The organism is Mesorhizobium sp. CO1-1-11 (genome assembly GCF_020164995.1).
Classification (GTDB): domain Bacteria; phylum Pseudomonadota; class Alphaproteobacteria; order Rhizobiales; family Rhizobiaceae; genus Mesorhizobium; species Mesorhizobium australicum.
Map to the genome: position 1 here is coordinate 96,978 of NZ_JAIUHE010000014.1, position 14,459 is coordinate 111,436.

General features: G+C 61.7%; 13 protein-coding genes. 12 read left to right on the top strand and 1 reads right to left on the bottom strand.

Going from position 1 to position 14,459, the window contains the following annotated elements; all coding sequences use genetic code 11:
- From ccoP to LB554_RS18225, 11 genes are all read left to right on the top strand, one after another.
- Window positions 1-864: a cytochrome-c oxidase, cbb3-type subunit III gene (gene ccoP, locus LB554_RS18170; protein WP_224586029.1), complete on the top strand. Its 864-nt coding sequence runs from the start codon at window positions 1-3 to the stop codon at window positions 862-864.
- 170 nt (window positions 865-1,034) lie between these two features.
- Window positions 1,035-2,600, top strand: a complete 1,566-nt coding sequence (gene ccoG, locus LB554_RS18175) for a cytochrome c oxidase accessory protein CcoG (protein WP_263485862.1) — start codon at window positions 1,035-1,037, stop codon at window positions 2,598-2,600.
- A complete protein-coding gene (locus LB554_RS18180; RefSeq protein WP_224586033.1) occupies window positions 2,597-3,094 on the top strand; it encodes a FixH family protein in 498 nt (165 codons plus the stop codon). Before ccoG ends, LB554_RS18180 begins: the two co-directional genes overlap by 4 nt.
- Window positions 3,091-5,385, top strand: a complete 2,295-nt coding sequence (locus LB554_RS18185) for a cation-translocating P-type ATPase (protein ID WP_224586036.1) — start codon at window positions 3,091-3,093, stop codon at window positions 5,383-5,385. Before LB554_RS18180 ends, LB554_RS18185 begins: the two co-directional genes overlap by 4 nt.
- The gene (gene ccoS, locus LB554_RS18190; protein WP_224586038.1) at window positions 5,382-5,531 is read left to right on the top strand and encodes a cbb3-type cytochrome oxidase assembly protein CcoS; all 150 of its coding nucleotides are present in this window, start codon (window positions 5,382-5,384) and stop codon (window positions 5,529-5,531) included. Before LB554_RS18185 ends, ccoS begins: the two co-directional genes overlap by 4 nt.
- Window positions 5,532-5,638: 107 nt before the next feature.
- Window positions 5,639-6,319 (top strand): CBS domain-containing protein, encoded by a 681-nt coding sequence (locus tag LB554_RS18195; protein ID WP_318013211.1) that lies wholly within the window; start codon window positions 5,639-5,641, stop codon window positions 6,317-6,319.
- Window positions 6,320-6,564: 245 nt separating this feature from the next.
- Window positions 6,565-8,079: a PAS domain-containing sensor histidine kinase gene (locus LB554_RS18200; RefSeq protein ID WP_224586042.1), complete on the top strand. Its 1,515-nt coding sequence runs from the start codon at window positions 6,565-6,567 to the stop codon at window positions 8,077-8,079.
- Window positions 8,066-8,680 (top strand): response regulator FixJ, encoded by a 615-nt coding sequence (gene fixJ / locus LB554_RS18205; RefSeq protein ID WP_224586043.1) that lies wholly within the window; start codon window positions 8,066-8,068, stop codon window positions 8,678-8,680. The genes LB554_RS18200 and fixJ overlap by 14 nt, the downstream gene beginning before the upstream one ends.
- Window positions 8,681-9,124: 444 nt before the next feature.
- Entirely contained in the window at window positions 9,125-10,402 is a 1,278-nt protein-coding gene (gene hemA, locus LB554_RS18215) for a 5-aminolevulinate synthase (protein WP_224586045.1), read from the top strand.
- A gap of 69 nt (window positions 10,403-10,471) precedes the next feature.
- Window positions 10,472-10,921: a pyridoxamine 5'-phosphate oxidase family protein gene (locus LB554_RS18220; protein ID WP_224586047.1), complete on the top strand. Its 450-nt coding sequence runs from the start codon at window positions 10,472-10,474 to the stop codon at window positions 10,919-10,921.
- A gap of 209 nt (window positions 10,922-11,130) precedes the next feature.
- Entirely contained in the window at window positions 11,131-11,781 is a 651-nt protein-coding gene (locus LB554_RS18225; RefSeq protein ID WP_224586049.1) for a helix-turn-helix domain-containing protein, read from the top strand.
- Window positions 11,782-12,407: 626 nt separating this feature from the next.
- Here the strand turns inward: LB554_RS18225 and LB554_RS18230 are convergent.
- Window positions 12,408-13,313 (bottom strand): LysR substrate-binding domain-containing protein, encoded by a 906-nt coding sequence (locus tag LB554_RS18230; protein WP_224586051.1) that lies wholly within the window; start codon window positions 13,311-13,313, stop codon window positions 12,408-12,410.
- A gap of 252 nt (window positions 13,314-13,565) precedes the next feature.
- On the opposite strand from LB554_RS18230, the gene LB554_RS18235 reads away from it, so the two are divergent.
- Window positions 13,566-14,408, top strand: a complete 843-nt coding sequence (locus LB554_RS18235) for a transporter substrate-binding domain-containing protein (RefSeq protein WP_224586052.1) — start codon at window positions 13,566-13,568, stop codon at window positions 14,406-14,408.
- Window positions 14,409-14,459: the final 51 nt, after the last annotated feature.

Here is a 14,459-nt window from a genome sequence, read left to right on the forward strand (position 1 = left end):
ATGAGCAACGAGCATATCGACGAAATCTCGGGCATCTCGACGACCGGTCACGAGTGGGACGGGATAAAGGAACTCAACAACCCGCTGCCGAGGTGGTGGGTGATAACCTTCTACATCACCATTGCCTGGGCAATCGGCTATACAATCGCCTATCCGGCGTGGCCCATGCTGAGCTCGGCGACCAAGGGCGTGCTCGGCTATTCCAGTCGCAATGAAGTCAAGAGCGAACTGGCCGCCGCGGAAGCCGCCAAGGCCAAATATGTCACGGCGATAGAGCAGAAGACGGTCTCCGAGATTGCCGCCAACGATGCGCTGCGCGAATTCGCCGTCGCCGCCGGTGGTGCTGCTTTCAAGGTGAATTGCGTTCAGTGTCATGGCTCGGGCGCACAGGGCTCCAAGGGCTTTCCAAACCTCAACGACGACGACTGGCTGTGGGGTGGCAAGGCCGAGTATATCCAGCAGACGATCATGCACGGCATTCGTTTCACGTCGGATGCGGATACGAGGCAGTCGGAAATGCCTGCCTTTGGCGACGTCATCACGGCTGATCAGATCAAGCAGGTCAGCACCTATGTCGCCAGTCTCTCCGGCCAGGTTCAGGATGCAAGCCTGATCGAGCCAGGGGCCAAGGTCTTCGCCGAAAGCTGCGTGGCCTGTCATGGCGACAAGGCAAAAGGCAATCGCGAACTCGGCGCACCCGATCTTACCGATGCGATCTGGCTCTATGGTTCGGGCGAGACCGCCATCGCCGCCCAGGTCCAGTCGCCGAAGCACGGCGTCATGCCGGCGTGGACCGGACGGCTCGGCGAGACCAAGGTCAAGGAGCTCGCTGTCTACGTCCATTCGCTTGGCGGCGGAGAATAGGAAGCGGGGACTATTCTCGGCCCTCAGCCGCTCAAGCGACGAGGCCCGGCATTGCCGGGCCTCGACTTGTTTTCCCGCCTTCCGATTTTTTGACCTGCATCAACACGGTTCAACGCGACTTGCGGCAACACTGTTCAAAGAGGCGGCCCCGTCATTTGCCGCCGATGGAGATGCAGGTGTTGGATCAGACGCAGGTGGAGCGGCTCGAGGCCGAGGCGGTCAATTCCGCCAAGACGCGGCAGCCGCTCTATGCCGCGCGCAAGAAGATCTTCCCGAAGCGGGCATCGGGCCGCTTTCGCCAGTTCAAATGGCTGGTGATGGCAGTCACGCTCGGCATCTACTACCTGACGCCCTGGCTGCGGTGGGACCGCGGGCCGTTCGCCCCTCATCAAGCCGTGCTGCTCGATCTGGCGAACCGCCGCTTCTACTTCTTCTTCATCGAGATATGGCCGCAGGAATTCTACTATGTCGCCGGCCTTCTGATGATGGCCGGCATCGGCCTGTTCCTGATCACGTCGACGGTTGGCCGTGCCTGGTGCGGCTATACCTGCCCGCAGACCGTCTGGGTCGACCTGTTCCTGGTGGTGGAGCGCGCGATCGAAGGCGATCGCAACGCCCGTATGAAGCTCGATGCCGGCCCGTGGACGATGCGCAAGTTGGGATTGCGGGCCTCGAAGCACGCCATCTGGCTGGTCATCGCCGCCGCGACGGGCGGCGCCTGGATTTTCTATTTCGCCGATGCGCCGACATTGATCGGCGACGTCGCCAATGGCGTCGCGGCGCCGGTGGCTTACGCAACCATCGCCGTGCTGACGGCGACCACCTACACGTTAGGCGGACTGATGCGCGAGCAGGTCTGCACCTACATGTGTCCGTGGCCGCGCATTCAGGCGGCCATGCTGGACGAGAATTCGCTCACCGTCACCTACAATGACTGGCGCGGCGAGCCGCGCTCGCGCCACACCAAGAAGGCACTTGCCGCCGGACAGCCGATTGGCGATTGCGTGGACTGCAATGCCTGCGTCGCCGTCTGCCCGATGGGCATCGACATTCGCGACGGCCAGCAGCTCGAATGCATCACCTGCGCGCTCTGCATCGACGCCTGCGACGGCGTCATGGACAAGCTTGGCAGGGAGCGCGGACTGATCTCCTATGCGACGTTATCGGACTACAACGCCAACATGGCTGTTGCCACGGCGGACGGTTCATGCGCGGTGGACCCCACGCTGGTGCCCAACGCCGATGGCGGCTTCTCCGGCGGGCTGACACACTTCCATCTTCGCAAGATCTTCCGGCTGCGCACCTTCATCTACCTTGGCGCATGGTCGGCGGTCGGACTCGCCCTCATCGTTTCGCTGCTCACACGCGAGCGGCTTGAGCTGAACGTCCTGCATGATCGCAACCCGCAATTCGTCACGCTCTCCGACGGCTCTATCCGCAACGGCTATACCGTCAAGCTGCTCAACATGATCCCCGAGCCGAGGGCGATCGTCGTCACCTTGCAAGGCTTGCCGGGCGCCGAGATGAATGCGGTCGGCATCGAGCTTCCGCCCGCACGCTCGTTCGACACGCTGGCCGAACCCGATCGGTTGAAGGTGCTCAAGGTCTTCGTGCGCCAGCCGGCGGACCAGATCAAAGGAGTTGCTCAGAGTTTCAAGTTCCGCATCGAGGACAAGTCAGGCCTCGAGTCCGCCGACTACACCGCCACGTTCAATGCACCGGAGCCCGCCAGATGAACGCCCATCCGCAGAAATCCCGCGAGTTCACCGGCAGGCATATGCTGCTCACCATCCTCGGCTTCTTCGGTGTGGTGATCGGCGTCAACGTCACCATGGCAACGCTCGCCAGCACGAGTTGGACGGGTCTCGTCGTCGAAAACACCTATGTGGCCAGCCAGCAATTCAACGCGAAAGCCAAGGAAGGACGGGCGCAAGCAGCACTTGGCTGGACCGGCAAGCTGACGATCGCATCGGGCAATGTGCGCTACGCCTTGAGCGACGCCGCTGGAAGGTCTGTTCCGCTGCATGGCGTCAAGGTGCTGTTTCGTCATCCTGCCTATGAGGCTGAGGACAAGGCCATCACCCTGGCGTCAGGCCCGGACCAGGAGTTCAGCGCGCGACACACGCCGAGGGACGGTGTCTGGATCGTTGAAATCGACGCCGATGCCGGCCTCGCCGAACCGTATCGCGATGTTCGTCGCATCATGATTTCCAAAGGGGCGATCCAATGAGCTGCTGTGCACCCGGCGCCGAAATGGCATTGGACCTGGACAACGTGACATCCATTCTGCCTTCGAGCCAGGAAATCAAATTGGCAAGCCGCTCGCTCGGCGACGGGCTTCGCCAGACCGACCTGTCGGTGCCGATGGTCCATTGCGGCGCCTGCATACAGTCGATCGAGACGGCGATCGGCAAGCTCGATCATGTCGATGCAGCCCGCGTCAACCTGTCGACGAAACGGGTTTCGATCCGTTGGCATGGAGAGGAGGTCCCGCCATTCGTGGTCACGCTTGGCCGGCTGGGCCACCAGGCGCATTTGTTCGATCCCGAAGTCGAAGAGAAGGACAAGACGCTCTCCGAACTGATCCGCGCCGTCGCGGTCGCTGGCTTTGCCGCCGGCAACATCATGCTGCTCTCCGTATCGGTCTGGTCCGGCGCCGAAGGCGCCACGCGCGACCTGTTCCATTGGGTTTCGGCGCTGATAGCCATCCCTGCCCTGGCCTTCGCCGGCGGCATCTACTTCCGCTCGGCCTGGAGCGCGCTTCGCCACGGCCGCATGAACATGGACGTGCCGATCGCCGTCGGTGTCTCGCTCGCCTATGCCATGAGCCTCTACGAGACCATCAACCATGGCGACCACGCTTATTTCGACGCGTCGGTGTCGCTGCTGTTCTTCCTGCTGATCGGCCGCACGCTGGACCACGTGATGCGCGAGCGAGCCCGGACCACCGTCAACGGCCTGTCGCGGCTGGCCGCGCGCGGGGCCATGGTGCTGCGCGGCGACGGCACGCGCGACTACCTGCCCGTCGGCGAGATTGAACCGGGCATGCACATGCTGATCGCGGCCGGAGAAAGGATACCCGTCGACGGCACCATCATTCACGGAACGTCGGATCTCGACTGTTCGTTGGTTTCCGGCGAGAGCACGCCAGGCACGGTCACACCGGGCGGGGCGGTGCAGGCCGGAACGCTCAATCTTACCGGCCCGCTGACGATCGAGGCGACCGCTGCCGCCAAGGATTCCTTCCTGGCGGAGATGGTTCGGCTGATGGAGGCCGCCGAGGGTGGCCGCGCGCGCTACCGCCGCATCGCCGATCGCGTCTCCGCGCTCTACGCCCCAGTGGTCCATCTGACGGCGTTAGTGACCTTCATCGGCTGGATGCTGGCTACCGGCGACTGGCACCGGGCGATCACGATAGCCATCGCCGTTCTCATCATCACTTGCCCGTGTGCCCTCGGCCTTGCCGTGCCGATCGTGCAAGTCGTTGCGGCGCGGCGTCTGTTCGAGAATGGCGTGATGGTCAAGGACGGATCGGCGATGGAGCGCCTGGCGACAATCGACACGGCGGTGTTCGACAAGACCGGCACGCTCACACTCGGCCAGCCTCGGCTCGACAACGCATCGTCGATCAACCCGACAATGCTGGCGATGGCAGCGGATATGGCGGCGCACTCCCGTCACCCGTTCTCGAAGGCCATCGCCGGCTTCGCGGGTTTTGCCGGTCAGCCGACCGTGGACGCGGTGAGCGAGCACCCCGGCTTCGGGATCGAAGCCACAGCCGAAGGCAGCACGTGGCGCCTCGGCAGGCGCGGCTGGGCGGGATGGAAGGCAAGGACAGGTGGCGAAGGCAAATTTGGGGGGTTTGGCGGGACCGTCCTTTCGAAGAACGGAACCATCGTCGCGACCTTCGCTTTCGAGGACGCGCTGCGCGCCGATGCCCGTACCGCAATCGCGCAGCTAAGAGACGCAAAGGTCTCGGTGGAGATGCTGTCGGGAGACACCGCGATTGCCTGCGGTAAAGTCGCGGCAACACTTGATGTCGACCGCTTCGTTCCATGCCTCCTCCCTTCCGGCAAGGTCGACGAGATCGAAGCGCTGGCCAGGGCGGGGCACAAGGTCCTCATGGTCGGCGATGGCCTCAACGACACGCCGGCGCTCGGCGCGGCCCATGTCTCGTTTGCCCCGGCGACCGCCGCCGACGTCGGCCGAAACGTCGCCGATTTCGTCTTCTTGCGCGAGAGCCTTTCAGCCGTGCCTCTTGCCCTGGACATCTCGCGGCAGGCCGGGCGGCTGATCCGGCAAAACATCGCCATCGCGATCGTCTACAACACCATTGCGGTGCCAATCGCCATTCTGGGGCACGTCACGCCGTTGATCGCCGCGATCGCCATGTCGGCGTCATCGCTGCTTGTCATCGGAAATGCGCTGCGCCTGCAAGGGTCCATGCCAAGTGTTCCAGCCAGAGCTGTTCCCGGTGACAGACGCTCTGCGGGCATCAGGAAGTTGGCGCACACATCATGACGACGCTCATCTATCTCATACCGGTGGCCCTGTTTCTCGGTGCGCTCGGCCTGTTCGGCTTTCTGTGGGCCTTGCGCAGCGGCCAGTATGAGGATCTCGACGGCGCCGCGGAGCGAATTCTCATCCGGGACGAGAGATCGAATTGACGGCCTTTCGATTGGGAAATGACGCAGATCAAGGCCAATCATGAGCTTGCCCTCTACAGGAGACCGTCCGGATAGCGAAGGAGGCGGGAATGCGGGCCGAAGCCATAATGTCGACGCCGGTCATCACGGTTGATCCAGGTTCCTCGATCGCCGAGGCCGCCGAATTGATGCTTTCCAGGAAGATCAGCTGCCTGCTGGTCGCTCGCAACGACGGGACCATGGCGGGCATCATCAGCGAGGGCGATTTCTTGCGTCGTGCGGAACTCGGCACACAGCGTGTTCGGCCCCGCTGGCTGCAATTCCTCCTCGGCCCCGGCAAGGTCGCGCAGGAATATGTCCGTGCAAATGGAAGGCGCGTCGACGAAGTGATGACGACGGATGTCGTGTCGGCATCGCCCGGTGCCCCGCTTGCCGAGATCGTCGATTTGATGAGCCGCAATCGCATCAAGAATGTCCCGGTCGTCGAGGGCGGAAAAGCTGTGGGCATCATTACCCGCACCGACCTTCTGGGTGCCCTGGTTCGCTTGCTGCCGAAATCAGGCGCGGCGACCGCAGACGACGAGCAGATCCGCAAGCGCGTCGTTGCCGAACTTCAGGGCCAGACGTGGAGTGGCGGCGACCTGATAGGCGTAAAGGTGAACAGCGGGATTGTCGAACTGAGCGGTGCCATTTTTGACGAGCGTCAAAGGCAGGCGGCAATCGTTGCCGCCGAAAACGTTGCCGGGGTCAGGGCCGTCGAGGACGGTCTCTTCTGCGCCGAGCCGTTTTCCGTCCTGCTTGTTTCGTAGCAGGCCGCGGAACCGCCATCATTGCAAGCTCGCAACCGAACTTCCACGCACTCGGCTGCTTGGCCGGCAACACACGTTGCCACTTTGCCGTCGACCCGTTTGCGCACACGGCGATGAGTGCTAAATCACCCGCTACTGCCGGTTCCCAAATCAGGGACTGCATGTGAACATGGATGTGCCGGTCCACCCGGCGGCGACACGGAGGCGACTTCGCTCGCCGATCGTGCGGAAGGAGCGGAATAGCTTTGCCAGAAAATGAACGTCTTGCGTTGATGTTCGAACAGGCTCCGGGCTTCATGACCTTGCTGAGCGAGCCGGGCCATGTGTTCGAACTGACCAATGCTGCCTACCAACGCCTGATCGGTCAAAGGCAGGTCATCGGAAAGTCGGTGCGGGAGGCTTTGCCTGAGCTTGAGGGCCAAGGGTTCTACGAACTGTTGGACCAGGTATACGACACTGGCAAGCCCCATTTGGGACGTGGCGTCAAAGTCGTCTTTCGCAATGGTCATGACGCAGCTGAAGAGCGCATTTTGGACTTCGTTTTCCAGCCGATCAGGGCCGGGGACGGGACCATCACCGCCATTTTCGTCCAAGGCACGGATGTCAGCGACTTGTCCTTCGCTAATGCCGCATTGCAGTTGCGTGAAGATCATCTACGCTCGATCCTGGCGACGGTGCCTGATGCCATGGTCGTCATCGATGAGCAGGCCCGGATCCAGTCCTTCAGCACGGCTGCCGAAACGCTGTTTGGCTACCAGTCCAGCGAAGTCATTGGCCAAAATGTCAGCATGCTGATGCCGTCGCCCTATCAGGAGGAGCATGACGCCTACTTGCATCGCTACCTGACGACCGGGGAGCGCCGGATTATCGGGCTGGGCCGCACGGTCACCGGAATGCGCAAAGACGGGTCGACCTTTCCGATGGAGCTTTCCGTCGGCGAGATGCATCCCGGCACCGGGCGTTTCTTTACCGGATTTTGCCGTGATCTGACTGAGCGCCACAAGGCGGAAGCGAGGATCCAGGAGCAGCAGCAGGAGTTGCTCCACATGGCGCGGTTTACCGCTCTCGGCGAAATGGCTTCGACGTTGGCGCATGAGATCAACCAGCCGCTGACGGCGATCACGAACTATCTCAAAGGCAGCCGGCGGCTCCTCGAGAAGAGCCAGGACGACAATGCCGTCATGTTGCGGGAAGCCGTCGAAAAGGCGGCCGAGCAGGCCTTGAGAGCTGGCGACGTCATTCGTCACCTTCGGGACTTTGTCGCTCGCGGCGAGAGCGAGCGTCAGGTTGAACGCCTGCCGGCATTGATCGAGGAGGCGTCTTCCTTGGCTCTTGTCGGCGCGAGAGAAGCCGATGTGCGGGTCAGCTATCATCTTGACCCGGCAGCCGAGCTCGTCTTGACCGATCGCATCCAGATCCAGCAAGTGCTGCTGAACCTGATGCGAAACGCGGTGGAGGCTATGCAGGGCACGCAACGCCGCGAGTTGCGCGTGGCAACCACCGCACGTGACGACGGCATGGCCGAAGTGAGCGTGATCGACACCGGCCCCGGACTGGCGCCCGAGGTTTCGGCACAGCTTTTCCAGCCTTTCGTCACCACCAAGAAACAGGGTATGGGTGTCGGCCTGTCCATTTGCCGCACTATCGTCGAATCGCACGGTGGCCATATCTGGGCCGAGGCAATGCCCGGTGGCGGAACCGCTTTCCGGTTCACGTTGCGCCTCGTGGAAAAAGAAGAGGTCGCTGATGGCCGGCAATGATGTCGTGCATGTGGTTGACGATGACGTCGATGTCCGCAAGTCACTCGGCTTTCTTCTTGCGACAGCCGATTTTGCGGTGCGGCTGCACGAGTCCGCGTCAGCCTTCCTGGCAACGGCGCCGAAGACTATCGACGGCTGTATCGTAACCGACGTGCGCATGCCCGGAATCGACGGTATCGAGTTCCTGCGGCAGCTCAGGTCGCGGGGCCATGCGGTTCCCGTGATTGTCATGACAGGTCACGCCGATGTCGCGCTGGCCGTCCAGGCGATGAAGGAAGGGGCGGCCGATTTCATCGAAAAGCCGTTTGACGATCAAATCCTGATCGATGCAATCCGCTCGGCCCTCGACAACCGCGATCATGCGGTCGCGACGCACCCACAGGCCGCGGATATCCGGCGTAGCCTGTCGACGCTTTCGGAGCGCGAGCGCCAGGTGCTTGACGGGCTTGTCTCCGGCCTGCCGAACAAGACGATTGCCTATGATCTCGGGATCAGCCCGCGCACAGTCGAGATCCATCGCGCAAATGTCATGAGCAAGATGGGGGCGGGCAGCCTGTCGCATCTCGTGCGCATGGCCTTGATCGCTGACTCCAAGCATTAAGGCGAGTCTTGAAGTGAGCTGACCTGCGCGGATTCTGATTTCCAATCGCGCCAGTGGGTTGGACGGATATCCACGCGCACGCCGGTAGCGGCATCCCTCCAGCCTTCGCGTCCTTTTTCGCACGGGAATATGAGCGCGTGCAGGCCCTCCTCGTCAATGACGGCCAGTTCCAGGCTGCGACCAGATGGAGCGCTTGCGATCGGATTCCACATCCTCCCACGATCGACCAAACGATCGTTCCGCGCTTTGATTTGAATCATTTTTGAAACCATTCGAGCCTGTGCTTTGTACGGATGTGCGGCCGTCCTGCTGCGGTCCCGTGAGAATCTCCGGCTGCCCCGAAATTTGACGTGGCTCAATGCGGGGCTGTTTCCCCCATTGCAAGGTGAAGTCCAGGGCTTCGATGCCCGTTCCGACCAATTCTTGGCCAGAGGAATACTTGAGATGAACTATCAGCGGTTCTTCGAGGAAGCGATCGACCAGCTCCATGCCGAGCGGCGCTACCGCGTTTTCGCCGATCTCGAGCGCATTGTCGGCAGGTTTCCGCGCGCCATCTGGCGTTCCAACGGCCGCGTCGAGGAAATCACCGTCTGGTGTTCCAACGACTATCTCGGCATGGGCCAGAACCCGGATGTCATCGCCGCTTTCCAGAACGCGGCCGGCAAGATGGGCTCCGGCGCCGGCGGCACCCGCAACATTTCCGGCACTTCCAACCCACTGGTCGAGCTCGAACTCGAGCTTGCCGACCTGCACGACAAGGAAGCCGCGCTGGTCTTCACCTCCGGCTTCGTCTCCAACGAGGCCTCGATCTCGACCATTGCGCGGCTTTTGCCCAATTGCCTGATCATTTCGGACGAGCTGAACCACGCTTCGATGATTGAGGGCGTGCGCCGCTCGGGCGCCGAAAAGAAGATCTTCCGCCATAATGACGTCGCGCATCTGGAAAGCCTGCTGCAGGCGGCAGGGCGCGAACGCGCCAAGCTGATCGTGTTCGAGAGCGTCTATTCGATGGACGGCGACATCGCACCGATCCGGCAGATCGTCGAACTTGCCGAGCGCTATAACGCCATGACCTATATTGACGAGGTCCATGCCGTCGGCATGTACGGACCGCGCGGCGGCGGCATCACCGAGCGCGAAGGCCTGGCCGACCGCATCGACATCATCGAAGGCACGCTGGCCAAGGCGTTTGGCACGCTGGGCGGCTATATCGCCGGCAACAGCGCCATCATCGACGCCGTGCGCTCCTACGCGCCGGGTTTCATCTTCACCACGGCGCTGCCGCCGGCCATTGCCGCTGCCGCCACCACCTCCATCCGCCATCTGAAGCGCTCGCAGGCCGAGCGTGATGCACAGCAACAGCAGGCGACGCGCACCAAGCAGGTGCTGTCCGCCGCCGGCCTGCCGGTGATGGAGTCGCCCACGCACATCGTGCCGGTGCTGGTCGGCGACCCCGAGCTTTGCAAGATGGCCTGCGACCGCCTGCTCGGCGTGCACGGCATCTACATCCAGCCGATCAACTACCCGACCGTGCCGCGCGGCACCGAGCGGTTGCGCATCACGCCGACGCCGTTCCACACGGATGCGCTGATTGCGGGCCTGCAGGACGCGCTGGTCGAGACATGGGATGCGCTGGGCATTCCCTATGGTTCGGCAGGCCGGCTGGCTGTGGCCAAGAGCGACTGGGGCATTCCGCTGCTGGTCGCGACGTCGGGTGGGTGAAAATTCGACGCTGTAACGCGGCAAAGAGACACCTGAGCAAAACGTCTGCAAGGACTAGGAGGGCATACGATGCTTGTCCGCACGCTTTCTACACTGGAATGCACGAAGCTCTTGACGGCCAATCGTATCGGCCACCTGGCCTGCGCGAGAGATGGGCAACCCTACATCGTGCCGCTCTACTACGCCCATGCGGACAATCACCTCTACGCGTTTTCCATACTGGGCAGGAAGATCGACTGGATGCGCGCCAACCCATTGGTGTCGGTACAAGTCGACGAACACGGTCCGGGGCGAGGATGGAAGAGTGCGATTGTCGAAGGCCGCTACGAAGAACTCCCAGACACGGTCGGACATAAGGTCCAGCGCGATCATGCGTGGGCGATGCTGAGCAAGCATGCCGATTGGTGGGAACCCGGCGCCCTGAAGCCGGACACATTCCCGGTCTCGGACCACCTTCCCCACGTCTTCTTTCGGATCTTGATCGGGCAAGTGTCCGGCCGGGAGGCCGTTCAAAGCTGATATCCCGCCGGCAGGCATCTTGTCAGGATCAGGCCGGTGCGGAGACCCTATCCGGATGGTCGCCGCGTCAATGGTCGCGCGCCTCAGGCTCGGCAAGCGCATCACCTGTGCCGGGCCGACTAGGTAGTTTCCCGTAGGGACATAACCGAATTTCGCCACTCCCGGATTCGCGCGATTGCTGTCGTCACGGATCAACCGGGAAGACAGCCATGTACGCTCAAGCGACCGCCTCAAAGATTCAACTGCAATCAGACCTCCCGCAGCCGCGCCTCGTCCCCGCTTTCGGCGGCGCGCCTTTGCAGCCGGTCAGCTTCTTCCCGGCCGGTTCGGAAATCTATGCGCAGGGCGAAAAAGCCGGAGCTCTCTACCAGGTCGAGTTTGGCGCCGTCCGCATCTACCGCCTGCTTGCCGACGGCCGCAGGCAGATAAGCGCCTTCCATCTGGCCGGAGAGACTTTCGGCTTCGAGGCAGACGCCACGCACCATTTCTTCGCCGAGGCGATCAATGCGACGGGTGTCCGCGTCTTCCGGATCGCCTCCGGCACGGACATGTCGCGCGAGCTTCTGCCCCTGGCGCTCAAGGGATTGACCAGAGCGCAGGAACATCTCCTCGTTCTCGGCCGCCAGAATGCCATCGAGCGCGTTGCCGCGTTCCTGCTCGATATGGCCGAGCGCCAGGGCGGCTTGCGGCAGGTCGAGCTGCCGATGTCGCGGATAGACATCGGCGACTATCTCGGTCTCACCATCGAGACCGTGTCACGGGTCTTCACCCGCCTGAAGGAGAAGGGCGTCATCCGCCTGCTCAGCCTGCGCAGCATTGAAATCATCAAGAACGATGCCCTGCGCGATATGAGCGAATGAGCCGCGGGAGCAGACCATCAGCGGCCAGCGGTTCGTCGAGGGAGCGATCGGCCAATTTCACGCCGAGCATTGTCACCGCGTTTTCGTCTACCAACGGTCCCGAAACCCTCGCCCGGTGCCCCAGCAACTATCTCAGCATGGGCCAACAACGTGATTGCGTCTTCCAGAGCGCTGCCGGCTTCCACTACGAACAAAAACGGAGGAAGTATCGTAGGTCCTCTGAATGTGGGGAAAGGCGGTAGCGGCCTCCCGCTACCACCTCAAATCCACTAATTTAGCGAAAGGGTCTCGCGCAGCCACTGACCGTGCGATGGTAGCGGCAGATAAAACAAGCATTTATCTTTAACGGCGCGCTATCGTTGACGGGTGCGCTGGTAAGGCCGCAGGTAACAAGTTCATCCAAAGGTCAATTGAATAGGTTCGGCATGTCGCTGGTCGCCTGCATTCTCAATGACGAGCCGCAGCGAAGGGTTGGGGAAATCTGCAGCTCGCTACCAACCTTATCTCAACCGCCATTAGAACGTCCGCTTGCGCATCGCAGTTCACTACCGCATCATCCTCGGCCGCAATGGCGATGCTTGGGGCTGGTGCTGATCTGACAAAGCAGTGTCGGTCTCAGCTGCATTCTAGAACAACCGCGAGCCGCCGCTCACATTCTCCTCGAGCGAGGTTCGGAATTCCCGCTCGAAGGCCTGTTGAAGCATGGAGGAGACCTGGGCTCTGTTTCTGGTCATGTAGATGTCGCAGAGGAGACCGGGGCTGAACGGACGTATCGTCAACTTGCCTTCCCATCGAGCCGCAGAGAACGGATCGACGATAGACACGCCCAGGCCCTGTGCGACCAGCGCGCAGGCCGTGTCGGCGAATGGCGTTTCGAAACGGTGGTCAACGGCAACGCCGGCGTGATCCAGAACACGCTCGATATCCTGTCGTGTGCGGTCTTCGCGGCCAAGCGCAATGAACTCTTGTCCTTCAAGCCGCGGCGCGAAGATGACGCTGTCATTGGCAAACGCATGGTCAAGCGGCGCCACGCAGACGCATTCTGTCTGGAAAATCAGATCGCAGGCAATGGCCGGATCGACCACTGGCATCTGAATGAGGCCGAGGTCGATCTCCTTGTTTGCCGTCAATTCCGCGATCCGCAGCGAGGCTGCCGGAAAGATGCCCATTCGAGCCTTCGGATGATGCCCGGCAAACGACTTCAGGAATCGGGGCAAGACGATGCTGGCAAGCGCCGGATAGACACCGATCATCAGCCGCCCGGCTTCCAGCTGCCTGATATCGCCAGCCAGGCGCCGGATCCTCGTCATTCCCTTGACGATCCGCCCGACCTCTTCGTTGAGAAGCATGGCTTCCGCCGTCGGGACGAGACGTCCCGCCCGACGAATGAAGAGCGGGATCTTCAGCGCATGTTCCAGGTTCGAAATATGCGCGCTGACCGAAGGCTGGGCGATACGCAGAACCTCGCTCGCGCCGGTCACAGTCCCCGCCTCCATGACAGCACGGAATGCTTCAAGCTGCTTGTAGTTCATCAGCCACCCCCCGAGCGGTTTGAGAGAGATTCTATAGGAAAACTCTATGGTCCCCGCAACATTTCATATTGGAATGCTTCGGCAATTTCCTTTCTAGTCAAGCGCAATGGCTCGCCAAGATGGCCTTGGGTAGGATTTCGGCCGACAGGGGAAAGATCAACGTCCTCGCATTGCCTGAGTGAGGACATCGGTTTTTTCTATGATTTAAGCGGTGGGGCTGCGGGCGTTTCATAACAAGAGAGGGAGCTTCACATGGTCAGAAATACCGTCTTGGCGGCAGCACTATCGCTGGCTGGCTTCTATCCCTGTGGTGAGGTCCTGGCGCAGGACGCGCTCCATATCCGCATAGCGACGGAAGGCGCCTATGCGCCGTGGAACTATACGCTGCCGGACGGAACACTCGCCGGCTACGAAATCGACCTCGCCAAGGAACTGTGCAAGCGCATGCAGGCACAATGCGAGATGGTCGCGCAGAACTGGGATGGGATGCTGCCGGCGCTGAATGCCGGTAAATTCGATGCGATCATCGCCTCAATGGGCGTGACACCCGAGCGAGCGGAAGTGGCCGCGTTTTCGGACCCCTACTCCACCGCGCCCAACGCTTTCCTGGCGCTGAAGGGCAGCGGGTTGGCGCAGGCCCTGCCCTGGCATGACAAGTTCGACCTGCGCGACAAGTCCTCCGGATCCAAGGACATTGTCGAAAAGCTCGACCTGGCGCTCAAGGGAAAAGTCCTCGGCATCCAGGGATCGACCACCGCCGGCAAATTTGTCGACGAGTATCTGAAGGACGTGGTCACGGTCAGATCCTACAAGACGCAGGATGAGGCAAATCTCGATCTTCTTGCCGGTCGAATCGATCTCACAATGGCCAACATCACGGTTCTCGCCGAGGCGCTGAAAAAGCCTGACATGGCCGAGGCGGAACTCTTGGGACCGACTTTCCTGCTGGCCAGCGGGACAAGCGTGGCCTTTCGCAAGAGCGACACCGCGTTGAAGGACAAGTTCAACGCCGCCATCCATGAGGTCAACGCCGACGGCTTCAACAAGGCGCTGACGGAAAAATGGTTCGGCGTCGATATCTCCGTGAAGAACTGAACGGGACAAGAGCGAGCAGCTTCGCGTCTCTCCGCGCTTGATGCCATCTGA

Coding starts and splice junctions, on each gene's coding strand:
- ccoP (WP_224586029.1), top strand. CDS start 1: ATGAGCAACGAGCATATCGACGAAATCTCGGGCATCTCGACGACCGGT.
- ccoS (WP_224586038.1), top strand. CDS start 5,382: ATGACGACGCTCATCTATCTCATACCGGTGGCCCTGTTTCTCGGTGCG.
- fixJ (WP_224586043.1), top strand. CDS start 8,066: ATGGCCGGCAATGATGTCGTGCATGTGGTTGACGATGACGTCGATGTC.
- ccoG (WP_263485862.1), top strand. CDS start 1,035: ATGCAGGTGTTGGATCAGACGCAGGTGGAGCGGCTCGAGGCCGAGGCG.
- LB554_RS18230 (WP_224586051.1), bottom strand. CDS start 13,313: ATGAACTACAAGCAGCTTGAAGCATTCCGTGCTGTCATGGAGGCGGGG.
- LB554_RS18220 (WP_224586047.1), top strand. CDS start 10,472: ATGCTTGTCCGCACGCTTTCTACACTGGAATGCACGAAGCTCTTGACG.
- LB554_RS18195 (WP_318013211.1), top strand. CDS start 5,639: ATGTCGACGCCGGTCATCACGGTTGATCCAGGTTCCTCGATCGCCGAG.
- LB554_RS18185 (WP_224586036.1), top strand. CDS start 3,091: ATGAGCTGCTGTGCACCCGGCGCCGAAATGGCATTGGACCTGGACAAC.
- LB554_RS18225 (WP_224586049.1), top strand. CDS start 11,131: ATGTACGCTCAAGCGACCGCCTCAAAGATTCAACTGCAATCAGACCTC.
- LB554_RS18180 (WP_224586033.1), top strand. CDS start 2,597: ATGAACGCCCATCCGCAGAAATCCCGCGAGTTCACCGGCAGGCATATG.
- hemA (WP_224586045.1), top strand. CDS start 9,125: ATGAACTATCAGCGGTTCTTCGAGGAAGCGATCGACCAGCTCCATGCC.
- LB554_RS18235 (WP_224586052.1), top strand. CDS start 13,566: ATGGTCAGAAATACCGTCTTGGCGGCAGCACTATCGCTGGCTGGCTTC.